Genomic DNA, 24,562 nt, shown 5'->3' with positions numbered 1-24,562 from the left:
TAACCGAAAATGAGAAAAAAAGATTTCATTTTTTTTTGATGACCAACATCATGTGGTTCGTCTATACTTATTGAATAAGGAAAAATATTCATTTCAGAAGTGGAGGTATAGGATGAGTGATCATCTCAAATGGGAAGCAGCAGAACCGGGTGTGAAAAGAAAGATTTTTCCTCCAGGAGATTCTATCATGATGATGGAGGTTCATTTTGAAGAAGGGGCAGAAGGCTATGAACACAGCCATCCCCACGAGCAACTTACCTATTGCTTAAGAGGAAAATTTGCATTTACCATCGAAGGTGAAACCACCATTATTGGGCCTGGGGAAACTATCTTTATTCCGGGTGGGGCAAAGCACGGGGCCAAGGCAATAGAAGCTGGTGCCATTATTGACACGTTCACCCCGTTAAGAAATGATCTGCTAAATCGATAATTAATTAAGATGAAATGAGTGAGAAATCCTCAATGATTTCTCACTTTATTTAATTTAGAAATATGATACATTTGAGGAAATTAAATACATGGAATCAAGGAACAATTTCAAAAACAGTCCCTTGGTTATAATTAGTCACATTCATAGAGCCATAAACCCCTAAATATAGTCTAGTTTGATTCAGATTCGTTCCCAAACTAACATAAAAAGCTGATTGAGACCCAAAATTATAATCCGTTTCAATAACGCTAAAATCATTTAGTTTGCAATCTGTTCTTACCCTGGTATAAGCTAAAGCCCCTCTAACCGGTGGTTGAGATCCTTCATCCCGGGCAAAATCAGTAAACACAACGCTTCCCATTAAATCGGGAATTCCATTTCCCGAGTATGCCTGGACTCCTGTAAGTGCAGTTCCTCCGAACTTATCGGGTCGGGGATCGCTGTGATAATAACTAGTTAAAGGCTGAAGCCGCCTCACGGATGTTTTTACTGCTTCATTGTAATAAGCCATTGTTATCTCATCCAAATTCGGATTTTCAGTGCAGCCCCTTATTATCGAAGTAGGAAAAGCACCTTCCCATCCTCTCCAGCCAAAGTTAATAAATCCTTCTTGGTCAGGCTCAGAATTCATTAAAGAAGCCTGAATAAGCTTACGAACAGGTATTGGTTTATACTGCATGAATGAAAAAATCGACTCTACCAAATCCTGTCCGACATTTCCCACATATTTGATATACTGATTTTGAAACCTTTGGAAAGAAATGCCTGTTATATTTCGAACACCTTTGGCCATTACCGTAAGTGTTTCCTGAATAGGAGCGGGAAGTTCATTAAAACGTGTGACTACGGGTGGATTATTGATAAATGTATTCTTAGCTACATCAATTTCAATTATTTTACCAGCGATTTCCATATCATCTTGGCTTGAATTAAATGGATCATAGCCTGATCCACCATCTCCGGTTGTTAAAACAAGTTTTCCTGTTTCAGGTGAAAAGTTTAAGCTATTGACACCATTATGATTAAAAAATGGTCTTCTTAAATTAAGTAATGTCCGCCGTTTTTGAGGTTGACCATTTGATTGTAAAATCCATTCTTCAACAGTATCAATATGATCATATTGAGTTTCTCTATTAATCCACTTAAGGTTTAAGGTTCTGGGGTCACACGGGTTAGGCTTAAAAAATTCAGGAAGACCTTGTCTTGAAACTTCTGAACTAGGAAGAGCACCTGGACCTTGTGTTCCAGCTACAGAATAATGAAGATAAAACAGACCGTTATAATAAAATTCGGGATGAAATGCTAGACCTAGCAAGCCCCGTTCGTCATATGCACCATTAGAAAAGCCCAGTTTTATAATTCGCGGGCGAATATCTAAAAAAGTCTTTATACCTCCATTTCCTATGTAAAAGATCTCTCCTACCTGAGTAGCAATAAATAATCTTTCCATTGAGTCACCAGGAAGTATAGCTGTTTTCAAAACCGTGGGTAAATTTAACTTACTTACAATAGGCCGTAGACGAACCTTAACGTTTCTCACCTAACTTTCCACTCCTTCTAATTATTTTCTCCTAAAAGAATATGATTAGAACGGTTCTATTAGTACCTGAGGGAAATAAGCCAGTTATATATACATATAGATTACCGAGGAAAAGGTATTTGCAAAACAATACTCGCCAAAGTCCATACTATTACCGCTGCTTATTCTTATTAAGCGGCCGGAGCAAGTTAAATGGAAATAATAATAAAATTATCTTTTTTTTGTCAGAAATTTCTATATAATATATTTAGGCAGGAGCACTACAGTGTAGTTAAGGTGCTCCAATTTTATTAGATAAAAAGATGGAGGGGAAACATTCAATGTCTAATGATAATGAGGTTTTATTAGATAAGGGGAAAAATGTTTCAAAAAAGAAAGTAGAAAGGAAAGAGGGTGAACCGACACCAGCTTTCATTGGGGCTTCTTGGGCAGCATTATTGGTAGGTGTTACGGCTTATCTTATAGGATTGTTTAACGCATCAATGCAGTTGAACGAAAAAGGTTATTATTTTGCAGTTTTAGTATTTGGACTCTATGCAGCAGTATCTTTACAAAAAGCAGTTAGAGATAAAGATGAGGGAATTCCAGTAACAAATATTTATTATGGTATTAGTTGGTTGGCACTTATAATATCTATTTCATTAATGGGCATCGGTTTATACAATGCAGGAAGTATTGTTTTAAGTGAAAAGGGATTTTATGGAATGTCATTTGTTCTTAGTTTATTTGCAGCGATAACGGTTCAAAAGAATATCAGAGATACTCAGAAGGCGAGAGAAAGAGATTAAGTTGATGACATAAAAACAAATCTCTGCTTTTCGCAAAATATTTGTAATTATACTGCCGAAGGTAGAGAGAAAATACACGACAATTTAAAAGCAATAAATAAGAGTGTTAAGGTATGTCATGAAAAACTTCATTCCAAATCGAACGATTGAATATAACGACAATCGCAAAAGTAAGTTTATAGCCCAATATGGAAAGTGTGCAGTAACTGGAACAGAACTTGGAAAAAGTGATTGGCACTGTCATCATAAGATTCCTTTTCATATATCAAAAGAATTAAAAACTATTATTCGGAAAATAACTTTTTTTGAAAGTGACATAAATTCACATAATGGATGGTAATATTGCAAACACTTTCGAAAAATGGTATTCTAAGGAAGAATTATTTTTGTTCGGTGTAAAGGATAGTATTATTAGAATCTTTCGTCTTAATGATCACTGGGAGCAAGGATAGTAACATATTGTGTGCAAAAGCACACAGCAGGAGGAAACACACATGGAACAAGGTAAAGTAAAATGGTTTAACGCAGAAAAAGGTTTTGGATTTATTGAACGCGAAGCTGGAGACGATGTATTCGTTCACTTCTCAGCAATCCAAAGTGAAGGTTTCAAATCTTTAGACGAAGGTCAAGCAGTTACTTTTGAAGTAGAGCAAGGTCAACGTGGACCCCAAGCTACTAACGTTCGTAAAGCTTAATAACAATGTTGGATATAGACAGGCTCTATTTTAGAGTCTGTTTTTTTATTTATTTTAACAGAAAAACAAGGAACCCCACTCATGAATGAGTGGGGAACATGTGAACAGTAAATCAAATGGTAAATAAATTGTATCACATAAACGCAAAATCTCCTAATTATCATAGGTTTATAAGGATTTCTGAACTAATTTCGTTAATAGTGGCTGAAATGGCACTCTTAATTGTTGGATTTGTTAAAAGGTATCTTTTACACTAGTTGCACTAACGAAGCAGGTTAATTCCAACAATTATTGGTTAAAATATGGTTTAAAACAAGGAGCTGAATATTTAGGCTCTTATTTTATTGCCAAAATTAGAGATTAGAGATTGACTATTTATTTGCTTAGACCCAAAATGTTTCCTGCGGGAAACATTTTAAACCTAATCTAATTGGGGTGTAAGAAAGGAGTCTTTTTTATGATTAATTTTTTTCAAAATTTTACTCCTATTGGACAAGCATTTATAGCTACCTTATTTACGTGGGGAATGACTGCGTTAGGGGCTACGCTCGTTTTTGCAACAAAAACAATAAACCAGCGATTATTAGATAGTATGTTAGGATTTGCTGGAGGTGTAATGATTGCAGCCAGTTATTGGTCTTTATTGGGACCAGCAATCGAAATGTCAGCGGACAATGCCATAGGAGCTTGGTTTCCAGCAGCATTTGGATTTTTATTAGGAGGGATTTTTTTATGGGGAATTGATAAGATTCTACCTCATCTTCATCCAAATACTCCTCTTAGCAAAGCGGAGGGACTTTATCCTAAAGAAAGAAAAAGAAGTACACTGTTGGTCCTTGCCATTACCCTTCATAATATCCCAGAGGGGTTAGCTGTGGGGATTGCTTTCGGTGCACTTGCAAATGGGGGAACTGAAGCTTCTTTAGCTGGTGCATTGACCCTTGCCCTTGGAATCGGTATACAAAACTTTCCTGAAGGTGTGGCGGTTTCAATGCCTTTAAGAGGTGAGGGAATGTCTCGTAGAAAAAGCTTCTTCTATGGACAATTTTCAGGTATGGTCGAACCTATCGCCGCAGTTATTGGTGCATTTGCTGTCGCATTTATTGAGCCATTACTGCCTTACGCATTAAGTTTTGCGGCAGGAGCAATGATATTTGTTGTAGCTGAAGAAGTCATTCCAAGCTCACAAGAAAAAGGCAATAAGGATCTGGCTTCTATGAGTTTAATGGTTGGTTTTGTATTGATGATGATTCTCGATGTTGCATTAGGATAAATTGGTTGCTGCCATGAATAATATTATGAAAACTCTAACGTGACTTACATTGTTTTAAACTCTCCCTACTCTAGTAATTAGTTTTTTGGGATGAATGTGACTTTACCTATTACTGCGAAAGGTAAAAGCCCCTTGAATGAGAGATCTTAACACATGTTGCAATCACGGTCACTACCATCGTGGACAGATTAATCAATTACTTAGAGGTGCTGAGATAGAATCGACTAAAGTTAATAATATTACATTTAGAATATAAATAAAGGGCGTTAAATCCTCATGATTTCACACCCTTTTTGTGATTAACTTTTAATCCCAATCACACGAATTCTCTTATAATCTGCAATCCATTTTCCATCTTTAGATAATACTTCCTTTAATTGTTCCTCAATCTGATTAATTATGTAGTCTTTCTTATCCTCAAGTACCCCTTTGATTCACCCTTTTTGGGAGCCAACAATTCAATTAAATCACTTCCATACTTTGAAACAAATGAATGGTTTCCATCATACAAATTAGCATTCCAAATGTCTTTGTTTTTTTTGGTTGTCATTTTTATCCGCTCCCTATAAATTTATTGATATTCCATTAGTTAGTGTAATTTTTTTGTCATTAAAAAATGAGGGATTCCATCCTCTAGAAACTCACTGGATGAAGTTTGATAGCCAAGTTTTTTATAAAAACCCTCAGCTTGTGTTTGTCCATGTAACTTAACTTGAGTTGAACCATTTTCCTCAGCAATTTGCTCTAATGTTTTAATTATGACCTTTCCAAGACCGTATTTACGAAAAGGCTTTAAGATACAGATTCTTTCTAACTTTCCGTAGCCCTCGACCCATCGTACTCGCCCGGTACCTACAGCCTGTTCGTTGTAATAGACTAATATGTGTTCACATTGTCCATTCAGTAGGTCAAACTCGTCAAATTCATCTACTAAAGGAACTCCTTGTTCCTCTACAAAGACTTTCTTTCTAATTTCAAAAGCTGCATGTAAATCTTCTTCCCTAGTGATTCTCGTTGCCTTCATCAAATTCATCCCTTTCTACTTTATAGACAAATTAATATCTTCTAACATTATATGTAAAAAGCCGGAAGTTCAAGGTTTTTAATAACACTACAATCATATACAAGGTAAACTAGTACGAATATTTCTGGACACTTTAAAATATTTATATAAAAAACAAAAGTAGTGCGGTAAATGAAGTATCCCTGTAGAGCTTCTAGGAGGGAGTAAATTCTTTGAATCGGAATCGAAATCGGAATGTCCAGTTAACTATTTTAATCCTTATTTGCATACTTATCGTCCTAATTATTAATTTACTTCTCAATATTAGAATTTACTTCGTGTTAAGTACTAGTGTAGGTCCTATTCTCTTAATAGGACTAATCATTTTCCTGATTGCTTTACTCTATTTCCAAGGGTAAACAAATAAATTGTATTAATACTTGTCAAATGGTAAAATATAGCTCCATTGAGATTGAATGCATCTACAAAAAATTGTAGATGTTTCTTTTTGTTTCTGAATTCTTACTAGAAACTCATATTGAGAGGTGACGGATTAAGAGGATGAGCACAAAAAAACAAAATTCAGTTCGTGAACATAAGGATTATCAAACAGAAATTGAGCGTTTAGAGTTTACCAAGGAATACATAAAAAATGTTTTGGAAATGTCGAAGGGGAATAAACAACAGTTTGTGGAGAATCTGAAGGAAGCCTTTGCTGATCTTGATACATCCGATAGTAGTTTAAGCTACATGACCTTACTTACGAATGCTCAATATTTAGAATTAGCGGAGAGTGAATTGGAAAGGTTAGCAAGCGTCATCGGCAAACCGTACTTTTCGAGAATTAATTTTACAAACTCAGGTGATACCGACGAAGAAATTTTATATATTGGAAAAGCCTCCTTGTTTGACCGTGTCAATCAGATTCCCATAATTGTCGATTGGCGGTCTCCGATTGCAAGTGTTTACTATGATGGTCGGCTAGGGGATGTAACCTATGATGCCTATGGGGAAATGCAAAGTGGTTATTTATCGTTAAAAAGACAGTATGAAATAGAAAATGGCTTTTTAAAAGAGATTCGCGATATCGATTTAACTACACATGATGAATTATTACAGAAGTCCTTATCCGGAAAAGCGGACAACCGCTTAACCGAAATCGTCGCCACCATCCAAAATGAGCAAAATGAAGTGATTCGTGCATCTCTTAAGCACCCGATTATTGTGCAAGGGGCTGCGGGAAGTGGAAAAACAACCATTGCCCTCCATAGAATTTCCTACTTTCTCTACTCTTCTGGATATCGATTTCCTCCAGAAAAATTAATGATCCTAGCACCAAACCGATTGTTTATCGATTATATATCCGCTGTTCTCCCTGACTTAGGAGTAAACAAGATTAAACAAACCACCTATGTTGATTTCATGAGAGCCAGTCTAGGCAGGAAAATGAAATTACTCTCTCCGAATTCAAAATTAATGGCCCTTTTAAAAGGAGAAGAAAAAACCAAATGGATACATTGGGTTTCCAGTTATAAAGGATCTTTGGATTTTAAGGAGTTAATCGATCGCTATATTAGGGACATTGAAGAAAATTTAGCACCTTCAAACGATTTTATCATTGAAAAGTCGCTTTTAATGAAGGGGAAAAAAATCAAAAGATTATTTTTAAAAGAATTTCACTACTTACCGATTTATAAGAGATTGGATAAAATAAAAAATTTATTAGCCAATGATTTACGGATAAAAAAATCAGTCATCTTGAACAAAATTAATGTTAAATATGACGAAGCTTTAGAAAAGGCTCTTTATAATACGAGGATGGATCCTGATAAAAGAAGGGAAAAAGTAGTCTTTATCATGGATACCAAAGAAAAGAGAATTCGTACGGTGGAGCAAGAGTCGAAGGCAGCTGTCAAAAATTATCTGGATCCTTTTGTGAAAAAAGATATTTTTACGCTATATAAGGGTTTGATGACTTCGCCCGAACTACTGCAAAAGTTTTCCCCAGCCCTTTCAGAGATAGAATGTAAGAAGTTAAGTCGATACTGTCAAAAGGTTTTTGAAAAGAAAGCGCTGGAACTGGAGGATTTAGCCCCATTATTTTATATGAAGGCGAAACTAGAAGGAATCGACGAAAAATATAAAATGAAAAGTATTTTCATTGATGAGGCTCAGGATTATAGCTATTTCCAATTTGCTGCACTTAAGGAAGGCTTTGAAACGGACTTGTTTACGATTGTGGGAGATTTAGCCCAAGGAATTCATTCCTATCGAGGATTAAATAGTTGGGAACCATTAGTAAAGGATATTTTCCCAAATGCAAATTATCATGCGTTGCAAAAGAGTTATCGAACCACTGTGGAGATTATGGAGTTAGCTAATGACATTCTTGCGATTATGGGGAAGGACTTGCCCATCGTTCAACCAGTCATTCGCCATGGGGACAAACCACGCTTTACGAAAATTGACCCTGGCAATTTGCAGGAGGTAAGAGAAACACTTGAAAATGATATCCATTTACTGAAAAAGGAAGAACTTAACTCGATTGCAATTATTGGACGAACCGACAGTGACTGTGTACGAATCCATAAACTGCTAGAAAATAGCAATCTTCCAATTCAGCTGTTAGAAGAAAAAGAAGATATGAAAAAGGGCAGCGTTGTGATCTTGCCTTCCTATCTTTCAAAAGGACTAGAATTCGACGCCGTATTGATTGTTACCTTAGAAGAAAAATACAGTGATGAAGAAATCGATATCAAATTGTTGTATGTCGCCATGACCAGACCCATGCATAGATTGTATCTGTACGGCAAATCGCAATCAGATTTATTATTAGATAGAGTTTGGTGACAGGCACCATTTATGCAAAAACCGCTGTCTATGCAGCGGTTTTTGCATAAAAGGAACTTTATACAATGCAATTAAATTTTGACAGTCTTTGTTTCTCATGCTAACATGGCTATTAAATTCGAATTATTGTAAAATATTGCTTAAAATTTCATACATAATGCAATAGGTGCTGTGTGAATCAATTCCTCAGCTTAAAAGGGAAGTCCGGTGAAATTCCGGCACGGTCCCGCCACTGTATGGGTGAGCAACTTATCGATAACCACTGTTTCACTAGAAATGGGAAGGGATAAGAAGCGATGAACCTAAGTCAGGAGACCTGCCTGTTGTGTGTGCTTGTACTCTACGGGTGTATAGAGGGGAGTGAGATAGGTGTTGAGAAAACCAGATGGTCTCAACTCTAGTTAATTGTTCATACAATCTCTCTTTTCTAATAGAAAAGGGAGATTTTTTAGTTGTTGACGAAAATATAGCTTTTCAAGGAGTGTAGGAAGATGAGTAAAGTGAAAAGTTCAAATTTAGGTTATCCGAGAATTGGTGAAAAACGAGAATGGAAAAAAGCACTTGAACAGTTTTGGGCGGGTAAACTGGATAAAGAATCATTTTTAAAGGAAATGGAAGAGATTCGTCTTACGACTCTTCAGAAGCAAAAGGAAAAGGGAATCGATATTATTCCTGTCGGAGATTTCAGCTTGTATGATCATGTTCTAGATACAGCTGTTATGTTTGGTCTCGTGCCGAACCGCTTTGAATATAGTGGAGGAAACGTATCGCTAGAAACATATTTTGATATCGCAAGGGGAACGAAAGGTGCGGTTGCATCGGAAATGACCAAATGGTTTAACACAAACTATCACTATATCGTTCCAGAGTTGGATACTGTCGTTCCTAGTCTCGTGGAAAACCGCCCACTACAATTCTATAGGGAGGCGAAACAAAAACTTAATATTGACGGCAAGCCAGTTATTTTAGGTCCTGTTACTTTTGTTAAGCTGTCTAAAGGCTTTAGAGAAAGTAACTTTACATCAGTTGTTAATCAATTTGTCCCACTATATTCGGAGATTTTACAAGAATTAGAGAATGAAGGAGTAGAATGGGTCCAAATGGATGAACCCATTTTAGCTACAACCATTACAAAAGAAGAGCTTAATCTAGTTGTGGATGTCTATCAAAAATTGAATGAAGCAGCACCGAAGCTAAAAGTGATTTTACAAACTTATTTTGATAGCATCGATGATTACGAGACAGTTATTTCACTTCCTGTAAAAGGAATTGGGCTGGATTTTGTCCATGATCAAGGTCAGAATCTTGCTGCCTTAAAAAAGTTTGGCTTCCCAAAAGATAAGGTACTTGCTGCTGGTGTCATTGACGGCCGTAACATATGGCGTGCGGATCTCAATGAAAAATCATCTCTATTGGCAGAAATAGAGGAAGTTGTTTCGAGAGCTCGCCTGATAGTACAAGGTTCATCAAGCTTATTGCATGTACCTGTGACGGTTAGAAGCGAAGAAACAATGAATGAGGTTCTAAAAAATGCACTATCCTTTGCTGACGAAAAATTAGCTGAAATCGTTTTATTAACAAAGGGAGTATGGGATGGGAAAGAAACGATACAGGAAGAGATTGCAGTTAGTTCTAAAGCGATACAAGCATTAAATGAATCATCATCTCGAAACAATAATCAAGTTCGGAATGCCATTCACCAGTTACATACGTATAGAGCGGAGCGCGAGACACCATTTAAAGTCCGTAAACAGGTTCAGGAAGAGGCTTATTCATTACCACTTCTTCCAACCACAACGATTGGAAGTTTCCCTCAAACCCAAGAAGTAAGAAAACAGCGTTTAAATTGGCGTAAAGGCGAGTTAACTGATAGGGAATATGAGGAATATATAAAAGCAGAAATAAAAAAGTGGATCGATATTCAAGAGGAACTTGGCCTTGATGTGTTCGTCCATGGAGAATTTGAACGTACAGACATGGTCGAATATTTTGGTGAAAAATTAGCTGGCTTTCAATTCACAAAATTCGGCTGGGTACAGTCATATGGCTCACGATGCGTAAAGCCGCCGCTTATATATGGGGATGTGTCTTTCCAAGCACCAATGACGGTTGAGGAAACGGTTTATGCACAATCGTTAACAACAAAGCCAGTAAAAGGTATGTTGACAGGTCCCATTACTATTCTTAACTGGTCTTTTGTACGTGATGATATTCCGCGCTATGATGTTGCAAATCAAATAGCGCTAGCGCTTAGAAAAGAAGTTGAAATACTTGAAGAAAACGGAATCCGAATGATTCAAGTGGATGAACCAGCCATTCGTGAAGGATTGCCGTTAAAGCGTAAAAACTGGGAAAGCTATTTGAACGCTGCGGTTTATGCGTTTAAACTGGCAACATCCTCCGTCCGAAACGATACACAAATTCATACACATATGTGTTATTCGAATTTTAAAGAAATTATCAATGCGATTGAAGCACTCGATGCGGATGTTATTTCCATTGAGACATCAAGGAGTCATGGTGAATTAATCAATGCCTTTGAAGATAAAACTTATGATAAAGGCATTGGTTTAGGAGTGTACGATATTCATAGTCCACGCGTACCAAAACTTGAGGAGATGACGAGGAATATTGATCGTGCGCTTCAAGTCCTTGATCCAAAGTTGTTCTGGATTAATCCCGACTGTGGGTTGAAAACTCGCGGGATGGAGGAGTCGGTTGCAGCACTAGAGGTAATGGTTAAAGCGGCTGAACTAGCAAGAGAAAAACTGTTGCTGAAAAAAGGATAATTGAAATAAAAGGTTGTCAAAGCAGATCATGTATATTATATTTAAAATACACAATATATAGTGTTGTTATTACATTAAAAATACTAAATATAGATATTGAACAATTAAAATGGTGTCTGAAAAGACTTAATAGGGAATCTGGTGAGAATCCAGAACTGTACCCGCAACTGTAAATGCTGACGAAATAAGTATATCCACTGTCTTTGGACGGGAAGGGCTTATAGTAGGAATAAGCATGAGTCAGGAGACCTGCCATTTTTAAAGCGTATTATCTTCTTCGGGAGTTGGGAAGGTAAACGAGGTTTCTCTTACTTATACAGTAATTCATACTGTTTACGAGAATAATCCCGTTTACTGACCCATCTTCTTAGATGGGTTTTTGTTGTTTCTCGAAGATTAGTAACATGATTATGTTAAGAAATGAGGGACACAAGAGAGGCGGTTGAAAATAAATGAATTTTCAGAGGAGAAATGGAAATGAGCATTAAACTTCAATCAGAAATGGATTCCGTATTGGAAACAATTAAAAAAGCTTCTGAAAAATACAACCTAGACACTTCGCAAATCTATAACAAAGTATCTGAACTTGAAGAATTTTCTCGATATGAGTCATCACTTCTTTATGCATTAAATCAAATTTCAATGGAAGATCCAAATTGGACCTTTCTCGCGGCAAATTTATACATAGATGAACTTTACCATAGGGCAGCAACAAGTAGAGGATATAAACATGAAGAAAAGTATGGAGATTTTAGTTCCCTTATTACCGAATTAACGGGGATTGGAATCTATTCAAATGATCTATTACAAGCATATACAAAAGAAGAGATTGAAAGTTTAGGTTCTGAAATAGTTCCTGAGCGGGATCATTTGTTTACTTACATAGGATTATTTTTACTGGCGGATCGTTATCTTGCTAAAGACTACGAAGGAAATAATTACGAGTTACCTCAAGAACGTTTTATGATTATCGCCATGACATTAATGCAGAATGAACCAAAGGCAGAGCGGTTAGGTTATGTAAAAAAAGCATACTGGGCGCTAAGTAACCTGTATATGACAGTTGCTACACCGACATTATCCAATGCAGGAAAAAGCATTGGTCAGCTATCTTCTTGTTTTATTGACACCGTAGAGGATTCTTTAGATGGTATTTATTTAAATAATTGGGATATTGCTAGATTAAGTAAAGATGGCGGCGGGTTAGGTATTTATCTTGGAAAAGTGCGTGCATTAGGCTCAGATATAAAAAAGTTTAAGGGGAATTCTTCTGGTGTTGTACCTTGGATTAGACTTATTAACGATACGGCTGTGAGTGTAGACCAACTGGGTCAAAGACAGGGAGCGATAGCGGTTTATTTAGATGTATTCCATAAGGACATTATGAATGGATTTCTAGATCTAAAAACAAACAACGGAGACGAAAGGCGTAAGGCACATGATATTTTTACGGGTGTGTCGATTCCTGATTTATTTATGAAGAAACTTGAAGAAGTCGATGAAAATTGTCGTAGTGTAGGCGAATGGCATACCTTTTGTCCGCATCAAGTAAAACAAATAATGGGATGGAAGGATGAAAACGGTACGACTCTTGGTCTAGAAGACTTCTATGATGAGGTTGATGAAAAACTCTTTACGGTAAAGTACGAAGAAGCAGTGAAACATCCTCTTCTCCCTCGTAAAACCTATCGAGCAATGGATATCATGGCCAGAATCATGATTTCTCAATTAGAAACAGGTACACCCTTTATGTTTTATCGAGACGAAGTAAATCGACAAAATCCTAACAAACATATAAATGGAACAGGGCGGACGTCTATTTTTTGCAGCAATTTGTGTACAGAGATTACTCAGAACATGTCTGCTACTACGATTGTCAAAGAATATCAGGATGAAGATGATAATATCGTTATTGTTCGGAAACCAGGAGAATTTGTTGTATGTAATTTATCTTCTATTAATCTTCCTAAAGCAGTGAAGGATAATGTTTTAGAAAAGCTGATTCCCATTCAGATGAGAATGTTAGACAATGTCATTGATATTAATTCCATTTCCGTTAAACAAGCTGAAGTCACAAATAAAAAATATCGAGCAGTGGGCTTAGGTACATTTGGCTGGCATCATCTTCTGGCATTAGAAGGAATCCACTGGCAATCAGATGAGGCAGTTTCTTTGGCTGATCGACTTTATGAAGATATTGCTTATTTAACCATTCGTTCATCGATGGAATTAGCTATTGAAAAAGGGGCTTATAGTAAATTTGAAGGGTCCGAATGGCAAACAGGTAAGTATTTTGAACGGAAAAATTATAGCACAAACCGCTGGACACAATTGAAGCAGGATGTATCAAAATGTGGAATCCGCAATGGCTGGTTGATGGCGGTTGCTCCCAACTCCTCTACTGCAAAAATTGGTGGTTCTACCGATGGAATAGATCCTTTATATGCTGTCGAATTTGCCGAGGAGAAGAAAAACTTTAAATTTAAAGTAACGGCACCGGATTTGGATCATACTACGTACAATTTCTATCGCCGTACGAGGCATGTATTGGATCAAACGTGGAGTATTAAGCAAAACGCAGCCCGCCAGCGACACATTGATCAATCGATTAGCTTTAATATATATGTTCGTCATGATATCAAAGCGAAGGATTTATTAAATCTTCATATGGAAGCATGGAGGCTAGGTTTAAAAACCACCTATTATATTAGAAGTACTTCTCAAACTGAGATTGAAGAATGTGAAGCATGTCATAGTTAGTAGACAAGAAAATGAGGAGGTTTGAATAAGATGATACCTATACCTTTGACAAAAATTAAGCTGTTAAATCCTGAATATCCAAATAAATCAACTAAAATCATAAATGGACAGTCTTCAGGTCTTCTTAATTGGAACGATATCGCCTATCCACAAATGTATGATTTGTATCAAACACTGCTATCAAACTTTTGGAAAGCACAAGAAATTAATATGCAGGATGATATTAAGCAATGGGAACTCCTAAGTGAGAAAGAAAAAGATGTTTTTCTGCGAATCAACACCCAGCTTGCTTCACTAGATAGTCTGCAAACACCAACCATGACTCAAGTGATGGATTATGTGACAGACTCTAGCTTTAAAGCGATTTTTGCTGTTATTTCACAGCAAGAAGCTGTACATAATGAATCCTATTCTTATATCCTAAGCTCGCTCATTCCTCTAGATGAACAAAATGAACGGTTTAATCAAGCCAAAAGTGATCCAATCGTAAAAAAGCGAAATCAACTTATTTTAGATGCTTATGAGAACTTTAGAGAAAACCCTACGATGGGAACATTATTTAAATTAAGTGTAAATTCTATTATTCTTGAGGGCATTTATTTTTATGCAGGTTTTGCTTTTTTCTATAATCTAGCACGCCAGCAAAAAATGCTGAAAACAAGCACGATGATTAGTTATATTCAAAGAGATGAAATGCAGCATGCCTACTTTATGGCCCAGTTTATTCGGATACTTTTAACCGAAAATCCTGAGCTACATACGGATGAAAACATCGAATATGTTTATCAAACGATTAACGAGGCTGTTAAACTAGAAAAAGAATGGGCTCATTTCATTTTAGCAGATAGTAAAGGAATTGATTTAAATGAATTTGAAGGCTATGTGGAATACCTTGCAAATAAGCGATTACGACAGCTTGGATTGAATAACCTTTATGAAGAGAGAACGAACCCAATGCCTTGGATTCAACTATTTGGTGATGAAATGATGAATGAGACAAAATCCGATTTCTTTGAGCAAAAATCAAGAACCTATTCTAAAGTCTCACAGTCAAATGGATTTGACGAATTGTAATATGAAAGTGGTTATCATATACACTACTATAACTGGAAACACCAAGGAATTGGCAGAGGAAATCTTTCGTATTTTCTGTCGCCAATCGGTCGACATTTCTATTTATAGGATTGATGAGTTTTCAGTATCTCATTTACATGATTATGATGTGGTTATCTTTGGAACTTACACATGGGGAACGGGGAATATCCCTAAGGAAATGAGGACAATTTATCGTGAGTTTGAAGTATTAGAAAGAAAAGGTATGATTACAGCTGTATTTGGAACAGGCGATAGCTGTTATCCAAACTATTGTGGAGCAGTTGACCTGTTTCGAGACATGCTATACGTTCATACAATCCTTGCAGCAACGTTGAAAGTTGAGTTAACTCCGCAAAGACAAGATCTACATCGCTGTCAAAAGTTTGTTGAATCTATAGTAAAGCGCATGAAGTGACAGGCACCATTTATGCAAAAAACGCAGTTCATACAGCGTTTTTTGCATAATTCCTTAGTCTGTTTTATTTTGACTATTCCCGAATTGATTCCATTTGCTTTAATCGATCATGAATTCTCCGTTTGCGATATAACATTTTTCCTGCCTCGGCGACATCACTCATGGAGGAGCGGTTGATCAAGGCGCCAAAGATGATTCCTGCAATTGGGACCATTTGAAAGAGCTTTTTCCATCCAAAGGAATCCCGGTATGTTGTCACAACTTCACGCCATCCTTGCAGCTGTGAAACAATTTGATTGTTCTGACTCCCTTGATGGAAGGAAGCAAGGTCCTCTAAAATAGCCTTTTTGCCAACAATGTCAGAGGAAGTAAACTGCAGACATTTTACTATGAAAATTCTTTCTGATTTTTCTTTAGGATCATAGCCATAACATAAAGAAATCTCTTGTAATACTTTAAGAGATAGCCCTAATAGAACAGGAATATCTACTGCCAGCGTAAAAATCCCACCAATCCCCGTTGTTGCCCCTTGAATGGTTGCCATTTTTGTTCTCGAATTTCCTAGTTCTTCAGCAACCTCATCCATTTTGCTAATGGGTACATGATTATGAAGCTCAACGCGAATTTCATCCGCAGTCAATACCGATCCTTCAGGAACGAACTTTTTTAGTATTGTTTCTTCGTTTACTAAATATTGCCCGCCTGTTTGAATGTAGCTCCCTAATTCATCAATCGCCAATCCAATTTTATCTTGAATGAATTTGGGCGTTAACTTATCAAGGAGCATGAAAGGCAGGCGCCCAATTTTTTCCAAAAACCACAAATCCTTCTGTTCTTTTTCCCACGCTTCAATCTTTTTCAATTCAACCTTTAAATAATCTACAGATTCCACTTTTTTCACTCCGTCATAATCATTTGAATAATATCCTTGATTGTATATACGTAAAAAAGTTAAACAAGTTTCACCCATACTATATCCAATTCTTAACACATCAAACGGAGTTGAGTGCATTTACTAAAAAAGAACTTACAAGAACTTTATGGATGAATCTGGTCACTTAAACCTAAAAGTTTGTTACAGTTAAAGGAAAAAGTTGCTATTTTTATTCCTTTTCCAGATACTTAGTATAGTGAAATGTAATGCATGAAAAAGGGGTACTTCAATTGAAAAATATAATTATTGGGACAGCTAGTGTGATGATTATTGGTATAATCGTTGCCACTTGGTATTACGAAAAGTCCTCAGTAATGACTAAACCAGGACTGAACCAGCCTAGGGAAGAGCTCGAAACTCAACCTCCACAACCAGCCCCATTACAGCCAATCTATGAAGACGATTCAATTGGTTACTCGCTGCAAAACGATCAATTACAGATTTCCTTCAATAAAGGGAAGGATTGGATTACAGTCCCCGTTGAGAAAGGGAAATTATTTGAAGGCGAATATAACGGTGACGAGCAGGAGCTCATTGATAAGAGCTATATTCTCTCGGAAAATCGTGCTGCCTTTTTACATTCAGATGGTGGAAGTATGAGACTGATTTACTCTCTAGACAGAGGGGAGACATGGGAAAATACCGTTGTAAAGGAGCAGTATCCACCCATCCGCTTCCGAAAGGTTGGGTTTTTAACAGAATCCTTTGGCTATGTCATCATTTCAGGTGATCGAACCATGTCATCAGAATGGACGACGGTCTACCTCACGAATGATGGCGGTAAACAGTGGAAAGAGACGACACATTCCAATGTAACAAGATTAATTTATGATGGCGGTTTTGTTGACGAACATACAGGTTTTCTATCATTTGGAATCCTTAACCCAGTTGAATCCGACCTTTACCACACACAAGATGGCGGAAAATCTTGGAGTAAAGCAACGATTACGATTCCGGAGAAGTATCATGAAATCTTTGTAATGGCTGAAGTCCCTTTTAAAGAAGAAGATCACCTAGCAGTTTATATTAATCAAGGCCCTAATGGGGACTACGAAGGCGGGAAGGGGAAGGGGAAATTCGTTTCAAACGACAACGGAAGGACATGGGGGTTTTCAATGGAGGTACCACCAAATGAAACAGATGAATAAAAATAGAAAAATAGCTGGATGGTTGTGTTTCCTTTTTGCTCTAGGGCTTTCTAGTACAAATGGGATACTTCCTATTACAATCAAAGTACTATGTGGAGTACGCAGACAATCGAATTTTTTATATACTAAACATCATGATTGTGATGGGCATTGTTCTTTCAATATTTCTCCTACTCTCAATAAATAAAAAATGGAAAATAATAGTTTCGAGTATCATGGCGGTCCTGATTCTCCTACAAGTGGGTTTGATGATCAACCATAGCTCTAAAACAAAACATATTGTTAGCATTTCACCAGACCTAAAACATCTGTTTGTCATAAAAGAAAATAGAGCATTAGGTCTATCAACATACTATCGAACCTATTATGGAATATTCGCCCGACAAAAGGAAAGCCTTCCCTATAAAACAAACGGTGAGTTCAAGGTTAAATGGATAGAGAAAGACATTGCTGCAGTTACATACCAAACACCTAACTGGAAAATACACCAATACATTGGGACATATGGTGATCGAAATGGGGGTCACTCATATTCATATGTCGGCCCATCTATACATGGACAATGGCAATGGGAGAATGTGCGGGTGACCAGTGCTACCGAAGGAATTTCGATAGATTACAACGGTGAAATGGAAAGGTATGCCTGGGAAAATATCGTTCAATTTGGTACAATAGCGATTGTTTTGACCAAAAATGACCAAGCCGAATGGACAATCGCCTTAAGTGCAAATTTTAAAAGTAACTCAAATGAACCAATTCCACCCTCAGGGGAAATTATTTTAAATAAAGCAACCATAGGTAAAAATGAACCAATTAGGTTGGAATATGTAGCTACTGAATAATAATAGATAGAGCCCTTTCACTTGAGAGGGCTCTTGTCATGAATAAGTGAACTCAATTAGTTTGATAAAAAATTAATGAACAAACTTTTGTTAAATATTTGTACCATTAATTTTTTTCACCTTTTCCGTTATATCTTCACCATCAACAATGATCTTTTCAATTTCACATTCAAAAGGGTGATTCCTTTTAATCCATTTCCAAAACTCTAAAGCAACCATTTCACTCTTTCGTCCTTTTAGTGGAAAATTTCCACGCCTAAGTACATTATTATCATTTGTCTTGTAGTAAACATGAATCGTCACGTTCATTCTTTTCATCCTCATAAAGTTTCTTCAACTTTTCAATATCATCATATAAATTATACACAAAGAAATATGAAACAAATCTTTAGATACTCCTGAAATATATTTCTTTCTGCATATTTAACCTATCAACCTTTTTCATGTATAGTAGAATAGAACATGAAAATGCAGAATGATAAGTAGCGGCTTTTTATATAGAAGGTGGAGATATAGTTGAGAAAAATTATTTTAACAACTGAGAGTGGTGCGGATTTACCAGCAGAGTTAGCTGACAAACATAATGTTCAAGTGGTCCCGATGCACGTGGTTATGGAGGGGCAGGATTATTTAGATGGGTCGTTACCTGTAACGGATATTTATGATTTTTATGAGAGGACAAAGAAAATACCCTCGACAACGTCGACAAATTCTCATGAATATCTTGAATTTTTCACGAAGATAAAAAATGATTATCCTGATTGTATTATCATACATATTGGTTATACTTCAAAGGCGTCTTCTTCTTTTCAAAATGCAATCATCGCAACGGAAGAATTGAATGATATTTTTCTAATTGACGCACTGAACGTTACAGGAGGATTAACTGCCATTGTGATGTATGCGGTTAACTTGTTAGATAATGAACCTACGATTGACCCTGTTCACTTAGTAGAGAAGATTGAATCAATCGTTCCAAAATCAAGACTAGCTTTCGTTCCTGGAAGCCTAGATTTTTTAAGAGCGGGTGGACGCGTTAGTAATCTAGCTTATCTGGGTGGTGCGTTGTTAAAAATTAAGCCGCGTATTGAATTAATAGATGGAAATCTTGTTTCAACAAAAAAATATCGTGGCAATATGGAAGCTGTTTCAGAAAAACTCATGCGGGATTACTTAAATCAATACAACATTGATAGAGAACAACTTTATCTTCTATACTCGATCGGTCTTGATGAAAGTATCAAGCGGAGGATGGATGAAATTGCAAAAGAAGCTGGTTTCAAAAATGTAGAATGGATTCAAGCTGGCGCCATGATATCTACTCATGCTGGACCTGGCGGTGTCGGAATTGCAGGCTTAGAAGTTTAGGAAGTTTCAAACCTATTAATAAATGAAAGGCTGATTATATGAAGGTAGCGATTTTTGATTTTGATGGAACTTTATTTCCTAAAGAGACGTTCCCTCTTTTAATGAGTCATTTGAAGAATCATCCTATACATTTTCAGAAGTATCGGAATTTTTTCCTTAGGATATTACCGGTTTACCTTGCCTATAAATGTAAACTTTACCCCGAACAAAAAATGAAAGAATATTCAATGAGGAGCTATATTTCTGCTTTTGGTTCTTCTCCAAAAATAGAAATAGAGCAGTTTTTTTCACAAATTGGCGGGATTATGAGCGAAAACCTTCGTGAACCGATGTTACATAGACTTGAACAACATCAAAAAGATGGCTTTTACACTATGCTAGTCTCAGGTGCATATGAACCACTTCTATACTCCGTCACGAAAAATGTTAATTTTGATTGTATTATTGGCAGCAGTATACCGTATCATGATGAAAAACTGAGCAAAACCTCATCAGTAAACTATATTTACGGTGAACGGAAAACGGAATATATTAATGCCCATTTGTCTAATGCTGATGTTGATTGGCAAAATAGCTTTGCCTATGGGGATAGTTATTCGGATTTAAATGTTCTTGAATTAGTAGGAAATCCTGTTGCAGTAAACCCAGAACCTCGTCTTTTGGAATTAGCTCAGGATAAGAAATGGGAAATCATAAAGGAACCAACGGTTAGTCTTGTCTGAGAGTAGGTACAGATAATTCTCCACCAAAAAAGTTGCTATAGTTATAAAAAAGAGTCTCAAAGGACATTTTCCTTTGAGACACTTTTTTGAAGTGTTTATGCGAGTTTAGTGATATCCTGCATGTTGAATTGTATTATTTATTGAATACGATCAATTACTTTAACCCCTTTATAGAAAACCTTCTTGATCTTGTCAATCTCCGTTATTTCTAGACCAGGAACACCTTCAGCTACTAAAAAGTTTGCCTCTAAACCAACTTCTAGTCGTCCAAATTGGCTTTCCTTTCCTAATAGTTTTGCAGGATTGTAGGTTAGCAGCGCTAGAATATTGTTTTCGTCGTAATGATGTTTCTTTAAAAGCTGCATAGCGGGCTGTGCTATTAACATTAAGACATCAGGACCCTTTAATGTTTGGTCATGAAATGGCAGCCATGAAGTTCCTTGATAAGGCGGAAGATAGGAGTCCGTTGAGATCGATACAGGAATATCATTTTCGATGAATTTGAGAATTTCCTCTGGTGAGTTCGGCTGTAAATGTGTACCACCCATTGGTGTCGCAACAATTTCAACTCCTTGTTTCGCTGCCATTTCAATTTGTGCATCTGTAATTCCATGTGCATGGTGCAGAACATCAATTCCTGCCTCTAAGGCGATTTTTATACCTTCCTCCCCAGCAACATGGGAACCAATTCGTTTTCCTAAACGATGATATATATCTACAATCTGTTGTAACTCTTTCAACGAGTAGATAATTTCTCCTGCTCGTGGTACTTCTTTTTCTGTGAAATTTGCGGGTGTCGCATTGATAAAGATATTTTCACCAGGATAGTCACTTTCCAGAGCAATCATTTGCACTAGAACCGGGTCGGTTAAATCGTATTGACTCACACCCCGTGATTGTGTGATCGATGTGAAATGTGCCAAAGTTTCGAAACCGATGGAAATACTGGTTGTTGCAAAAGAAACATCAAGAGGAAGATCCAGAATAGCTTTTTGATAATCCTCTTTAGAAAAATTACAAAGGTGATGACCGCAGATTTGCTCTCCAAGTGCCGTGATCCCCGCTGACAATGCATGAAAAAGAATTGCTTTCCCTGCTAAAAAGTGGGTTTCAGGCGTAACGGGATAGAGTGAAGTTGGTGCGAATTCTAATAAATGAGTATGACAATCAACTAAAGAGGGAGTTATCACATAACTCGAACAATCTATCTCATCCATATCTGGGAATTGCTCTTTCATCTTTTCCCAACTGCCAATCGCGGCAATTTTTCCATTTTCAACAACCATGGCACCATTAACCAACGTCCCTAAGTGGCTGACGGTCACTATTTTCTTTCCTCGAATCAAGTAATTCATCATATATCACACCAAAAATGGAGTTAAAAAATACCCCAATACACATGCCGTTATAAATCGAAGAAACATTCCAATAATAGCAGCTTCTAATGTTTCTCTTTCATTTAAGCTAGATGTTTCGGCCCAGGTGGCAGGTACCTGACCAAAGATGACAGACAATGGCAGCCCAGAGTTGGCTAAAACAAATGAGCCAACAATTAAACGTGGATCAATGGTGCTTGCAAGATCGGCTAACTGTGCAACGGCAAGTGTCGGAGCAGCCAGAATGGACACAATCCCGGTAGCTGGCTCAATACTTAAGAAGGTAAGAACAGAGGATAAACTAGATTCTATAATGTCCCAAACACCAATGAATTTTAAAGCCCCGATAAAGAAAAAGACTGCGGCAACCGCTGGAATGATAATTAGAAATAGCAGCTCTACACCTTCTTTAGCGGATGAGAAAATCGTTTGTAAAAATTTTGTAGTTGGAGTAAAGCGTGGTAATTCTTCGAGCTCAACTTTCTTGGTATCTCGATAAATCGTTCTTGATAATAGAAATGGTACGACAATGATTGGAACAAAAATCGAAAGAATCACGAGCGGAAAGGCATTAATGTTGAACGCTGAAAGGGCAATGAGCCCTAATACAAAGGTTGCAAAGGATTGAGGTGATTGGATCATCGTCGCTACTGCAATTTTTTGCTCAGCTTTGGTTGCATTTGCTTTGACAAGAATCGGTCCAGAGATTTTCCCAGCAGCATTAATATCACCAAGGATATTGTAAACACTTGGAATGATAACAGATGGATTGATTTTAAACCACTTCATGATGGGAACAAATAGGCGAATTAACCCATCGGTAAATCCTAAACGCTCCAATATCCGACCGACGATAACGCTTACAATGATCGCGATTCCAACCTCACTGGTTAGAAAAATATCTACGACAATGGGTTTAACTTCTTTAATAATTGTATCAAATAGGGCGGAAAGCGAATTAGGAGCAAATAACAGAAGAATCAATGACCCAAAGACTAATAATATACCAATCACTTCAAAAACCTGCCACTTTAATCTTGAAGACTTTGATATTGATGCTTGTTCCTTCTCCATAGTAAGACCTCCTGACATTTTTATTACATTATGTCTGGGCGGAAAAAGTGTGTTTGTCAGAGGTTACTATGGTACACCTTCAACAGAAACCATACAGTTTCTACAAAAAACCGTACAGTTCCTACAATAAAGTGTACAGTTCCGACAAAAAACCATACAGTTTCCTACAAACAAGTGTACTGCTCCAACTTAATTAACGATTAACAAATTGTTAATTAAAGGAGTATTAACGGTTTTGGATGATTCATCGATCGCAACAGATGCTGCATTTTTTAGAAAAGCTCCAACACTTCAGTTTATTGAAGCAGTAGCGGATAACGGAAAGCAAAAGAAATCCAATCGTTATTCAAAAAAACCTGCCCAATTATACCGTTTTAACGAAGTTCAACCGATTGTTTCGATTTACAGAAATAAACTACAATGATAAGGGAGAGAACAAAATGGGGATATTTAAGAATTGGGCGCGGTTTGAAATAGGCTGGCTGTGACCTTTACAATGGTTAACATTTATCTATTCTTTGCTTGGGAGGACTCTCTTATCGGTTTAATTTCCTCTATAAGTGGAATGCTTTGCGTGGTTTTAGTAGCGAAGGGGAAAATCGTAAACTATTACTTTGGTATTGTTCAAACATTAACCTATGCATATATTGCATATGGTTAAGCTCTTTATGGCGAGGTAATGTTAAATGCGATGTTTTACTTTCCTGATCAGTTTATCGGGATTTATTTATGGAAAAAGAACAAAACCGTTCAAGCTGTGGAAGGGGAAGATGTAACCGTTCAAAGCCTTACAAAAAAGGGTTGGATGTATACTATAGTATCGATTGTGATTCTTACCGCAGCTTATGGACTCTTCATGAAATACTTAGGTGGCAACCTTGTTTGGACAGATTCAGCCACAAATGTATTATCGATAGCGGCGCAAATATTGATGTTGAAACGATTTACAGAACAATGGCTTTTATGGATTTCCGTAAATATCTTATCGATTTTCTTGTGGATCACAGCCCTCGTCACTCAAGCTGGCAATGACTTTTTGCTGTTAGTCATGTGGTCAGCATTCCTAGTAAATAGTATTTATGGGTATATCAACTGGGGAAAACTATACAACAAACAGTTAAAGGAGGCGGCTTAAAATGACCGTTGGTTTTATCGGAGGGAAGTTCCTCCCGAGACATCTTGGTCATGTGTATGCGATTGTGCACGCTTCATCGATCGTTGATGAACTGTATGTTGTTCTATCTCATAGCGAAACCCGAGACAGTGAACTTTGCTTGAATACGAAAATGAACTATATTCCCGCTAAAATTCGTATGCGCTGGCTATCTCAACTAACGAAAGATATGCCCCATCTAAGAGTAATTTCTATTGAGGACAATCAAGATAATGACAATTATAACTGGGCTGAAGGTGCAGATTTAATAAGAAACTGAATTGGAAAATAAATTGATTACGTGTTT

Annotated in this window: 23 protein-coding genes, 2 pseudogenes and 2 riboswitches; of the genes and pseudogenes, 18 read left to right on the top strand and 7 right to left on the bottom strand. The window is 36.9% G+C overall.

Annotated features, from left to right (window positions below; all coding sequences use genetic code 11):
- The first annotated feature begins 112 nt into the window (after nucleotides 1-112).
- Nucleotides 113-430: a cupin domain-containing protein gene (locus tag J2Y03_RS11930; protein WP_310194331.1), complete on the top strand. Its 318-nt coding sequence runs from the start codon at nucleotides 113-115 to the stop codon at nucleotides 428-430.
- A gap of 94 nt (nucleotides 431-524) precedes the next feature.
- Here J2Y03_RS11930 and J2Y03_RS11925 read toward each other — a convergent pair whose 3' ends face one another.
- Nucleotides 525-1,970, bottom strand: coding sequence for a PQQ-dependent sugar dehydrogenase (locus J2Y03_RS11925; protein WP_310194327.1), 1,446 nt, complete (start codon nucleotides 1,968-1,970; stop codon nucleotides 525-527).
- A 320-nt stretch (nucleotides 1,971-2,290) separates the two neighbouring features.
- Here J2Y03_RS11925 and yiaA point away from each other — a divergent pair, with 320 nt between their 5' ends.
- The 4 genes and pseudogenes from yiaA (at nucleotide 2,291) to J2Y03_RS11905 (ending at nucleotide 4,726) form a co-directional block, all read left to right on the top strand.
- On the top strand, nucleotides 2,291-2,758 hold the full coding sequence (yiaA, locus tag J2Y03_RS11920; RefSeq protein WP_310194324.1) for an inner membrane protein YiaA: 468 nt from the start codon (nucleotides 2,291-2,293) through the stop codon (nucleotides 2,756-2,758).
- Between the two features lie 12 nt (nucleotides 2,759-2,770).
- Nucleotides 2,771-3,032 (top strand): annotated as a pseudogene (locus tag J2Y03_RS11915) (RING finger protein); the annotation flags it as partial.
- A gap of 220 nt (nucleotides 3,033-3,252) precedes the next feature.
- The gene (locus J2Y03_RS11910; protein ID WP_007083691.1) at nucleotides 3,253-3,453 is read left to right on the top strand and encodes a cold-shock protein; all 201 of its coding nucleotides are present in this window, start codon (nucleotides 3,253-3,255) and stop codon (nucleotides 3,451-3,453) included.
- A 457-nt stretch (nucleotides 3,454-3,910) separates the two neighbouring features.
- Complete coding sequence (locus J2Y03_RS11905; protein WP_310194321.1) at nucleotides 3,911-4,726, top strand: ZIP family metal transporter; 816 nt, start codon at nucleotides 3,911-3,913, stop codon at nucleotides 4,724-4,726.
- 397 nt (nucleotides 4,727-5,123) lie between these two features.
- Here the strand turns inward: J2Y03_RS11905 and J2Y03_RS11900 are convergent, their stop codons facing one another.
- Nucleotides 5,124-5,276 carry a hypothetical protein gene (locus tag J2Y03_RS11900; RefSeq protein ID WP_310194317.1) on the bottom strand — a complete coding sequence of 51 codons (153 nt, stop codon included), beginning with the start codon at nucleotides 5,274-5,276 and terminating at the stop codon, nucleotides 5,124-5,126.
- 39 nt (nucleotides 5,277-5,315) lie between these two features.
- Nucleotides 5,316-5,750 carry a GNAT family N-acetyltransferase gene (locus tag J2Y03_RS11895; protein ID WP_310194931.1) on the bottom strand — a complete coding sequence of 145 codons (435 nt, stop codon included), beginning with the start codon at nucleotides 5,748-5,750 and terminating at the stop codon, nucleotides 5,316-5,318.
- Between the two features lie 540 nt (nucleotides 5,751-6,290).
- Here J2Y03_RS11895 and helD point away from each other — a divergent pair.
- The 5 genes from helD to J2Y03_RS11870 all read left to right on the top strand — a co-directional run bounded on the left by helD (nucleotide 6,291) and on the right by J2Y03_RS11870 (nucleotide 15,638).
- Nucleotides 6,291-8,579: an RNA polymerase recycling motor HelD gene (helD, locus tag J2Y03_RS11890; RefSeq protein WP_310194315.1), complete on the top strand. Its 2,289-nt coding sequence runs from the start codon at nucleotides 6,291-6,293 to the stop codon at nucleotides 8,577-8,579.
- A 147-nt stretch (nucleotides 8,580-8,726) separates the two neighbouring features.
- Nucleotides 8,727-8,917, top strand: a riboswitch (cobalamin riboswitch).
- Between the two features lie 153 nt (nucleotides 8,918-9,070).
- Nucleotides 9,071-11,368 (top strand): 5-methyltetrahydropteroyltriglutamate--homocysteine S-methyltransferase, encoded by a 2,298-nt coding sequence (metE, locus tag J2Y03_RS11885; protein ID WP_310194312.1) that lies wholly within the window; start codon nucleotides 9,071-9,073, stop codon nucleotides 11,366-11,368.
- Nucleotides 11,369-11,461: 93 nt separating this feature from the next.
- A riboswitch (cobalamin riboswitch) is annotated at nucleotides 11,462-11,639 on the top strand.
- Nucleotides 11,640-11,845: 206 nt separating this feature from the next.
- Nucleotides 11,846-14,128, top strand: coding sequence for a ribonucleoside-diphosphate reductase subunit alpha (locus J2Y03_RS11880; protein WP_310194310.1), 2,283 nt, complete (start codon nucleotides 11,846-11,848; stop codon nucleotides 14,126-14,128).
- 30 nt (nucleotides 14,129-14,158) lie between these two features.
- Nucleotides 14,159-15,202 (top strand): ribonucleotide-diphosphate reductase subunit beta, encoded by a 1,044-nt coding sequence (locus tag J2Y03_RS11875; protein WP_310194308.1) that lies wholly within the window; start codon nucleotides 14,159-14,161, stop codon nucleotides 15,200-15,202.
- Nucleotides 15,183-15,638, top strand: a complete 456-nt coding sequence (locus tag J2Y03_RS11870; protein WP_310194307.1) for a flavodoxin domain-containing protein — start codon at nucleotides 15,183-15,185, stop codon at nucleotides 15,636-15,638. Before J2Y03_RS11875 ends, J2Y03_RS11870 begins: the two co-directional genes overlap by 20 nt.
- Before the next feature lie 73 nt (nucleotides 15,639-15,711).
- On the opposite strand, the gene J2Y03_RS11865 is transcribed toward J2Y03_RS11870, so the two are convergent.
- Nucleotides 15,712-16,539 (bottom strand): EcsC family protein, encoded by an 828-nt coding sequence (locus tag J2Y03_RS11865; protein WP_310194928.1) that lies wholly within the window; start codon nucleotides 16,537-16,539, stop codon nucleotides 15,712-15,714.
- Nucleotides 16,540-16,802: 263 nt separating this feature from the next.
- On the opposite strand from J2Y03_RS11865, the gene J2Y03_RS11860 reads away from it, so the two are divergent.
- From J2Y03_RS11860 to J2Y03_RS11850, 3 genes are all read left to right on the top strand, one after another.
- Nucleotides 16,803-17,720 (top strand): WD40/YVTN/BNR-like repeat-containing protein, encoded by a 918-nt coding sequence (locus tag J2Y03_RS11860; protein WP_310194305.1) that lies wholly within the window; start codon nucleotides 16,803-16,805, stop codon nucleotides 17,718-17,720.
- Nucleotides 17,704-17,907, top strand: coding sequence for a hypothetical protein (locus tag J2Y03_RS11855; RefSeq protein WP_310194303.1), 204 nt, complete (start codon nucleotides 17,704-17,706; stop codon nucleotides 17,905-17,907). Before J2Y03_RS11860 ends, J2Y03_RS11855 begins: the two co-directional genes overlap by 17 nt.
- A gap of 61 nt (nucleotides 17,908-17,968) precedes the next feature.
- Nucleotides 17,969-18,562, top strand: a complete 594-nt coding sequence (locus J2Y03_RS11850) for a hypothetical protein (protein WP_310194301.1) — start codon at nucleotides 17,969-17,971, stop codon at nucleotides 18,560-18,562.
- Between the two features lie 90 nt (nucleotides 18,563-18,652).
- On the opposite strand, the gene J2Y03_RS11845 is transcribed toward J2Y03_RS11850, so the two are convergent.
- A complete protein-coding gene (locus J2Y03_RS11845; protein ID WP_310194299.1) occupies nucleotides 18,653-18,871 on the bottom strand; it encodes a hypothetical protein in 219 nt (72 codons plus the stop codon).
- A 207-nt stretch (nucleotides 18,872-19,078) separates the two neighbouring features.
- Here J2Y03_RS11845 and J2Y03_RS11840 point away from each other — a divergent pair, with 207 nt between their 5' ends.
- Together J2Y03_RS11840 and J2Y03_RS11835 are read left to right on the top strand one after the other, a co-directional pair.
- Nucleotides 19,079-19,930: a DegV family protein gene (locus J2Y03_RS11840; protein ID WP_310194297.1), complete on the top strand. Its 852-nt coding sequence runs from the start codon at nucleotides 19,079-19,081 to the stop codon at nucleotides 19,928-19,930.
- A 38-nt stretch (nucleotides 19,931-19,968) separates the two neighbouring features.
- Nucleotides 19,969-20,652, top strand: coding sequence for an HAD family hydrolase (locus J2Y03_RS11835; RefSeq protein ID WP_310194293.1), 684 nt, complete (start codon nucleotides 19,969-19,971; stop codon nucleotides 20,650-20,652).
- A gap of 137 nt (nucleotides 20,653-20,789) precedes the next feature.
- Here the strand turns inward: J2Y03_RS11835 and J2Y03_RS11830 are convergent, their stop codons facing one another.
- Nucleotides 20,790-22,007 (bottom strand): amidohydrolase family protein, encoded by a 1,218-nt coding sequence (locus J2Y03_RS11830; RefSeq protein ID WP_310194290.1) that lies wholly within the window; start codon nucleotides 22,005-22,007, stop codon nucleotides 20,790-20,792.
- Nucleotides 22,008-22,013: 6 nt separating this feature from the next.
- The gene (locus J2Y03_RS11825; protein ID WP_310194287.1) at nucleotides 22,014-23,102 is read right to left on the bottom strand and encodes a hypothetical protein; all 1,089 of its coding nucleotides are present in this window, start codon (nucleotides 23,100-23,102) and stop codon (nucleotides 22,014-22,016) included.
- Nucleotides 23,103-23,337: 235 nt separating this feature from the next.
- On the opposite strand from J2Y03_RS11825, the gene J2Y03_RS11820 reads away from it, so the two are divergent.
- The 3 genes and pseudogenes from J2Y03_RS11820 (at nucleotide 23,338) to J2Y03_RS11810 (ending at nucleotide 24,535) form a co-directional block, all read left to right on the top strand.
- On the top strand, nucleotides 23,338-23,526 hold the full coding sequence (locus J2Y03_RS11820; RefSeq protein ID WP_310194285.1) for a hypothetical protein: 189 nt from the start codon (nucleotides 23,338-23,340) through the stop codon (nucleotides 23,524-23,526).
- Nucleotides 23,527-23,598: 72 nt separating this feature from the next.
- Nucleotides 23,599-24,237: pseudogene (pnuC, locus tag J2Y03_RS11815) on the top strand (nicotinamide riboside transporter PnuC).
- 1 nt (nucleotide 24,238) lies between these two features.
- Nucleotides 24,239-24,535: an adenylyltransferase/cytidyltransferase family protein gene (locus J2Y03_RS11810; RefSeq protein ID WP_310194284.1), complete on the top strand. Its 297-nt coding sequence runs from the start codon at nucleotides 24,239-24,241 to the stop codon at nucleotides 24,533-24,535.
- Nucleotides 24,536-24,562: the final 27 nt, after the last annotated feature.

The organism is Neobacillus niacini (assembly GCF_031457145.1).
Lineage (GTDB): Bacteria > Bacillota > Bacilli > Bacillales > Cytobacillaceae > Neobacillus > Neobacillus niacini_J.
This window is presented reverse-complemented; position numbering and strand designations above follow the sequence as displayed.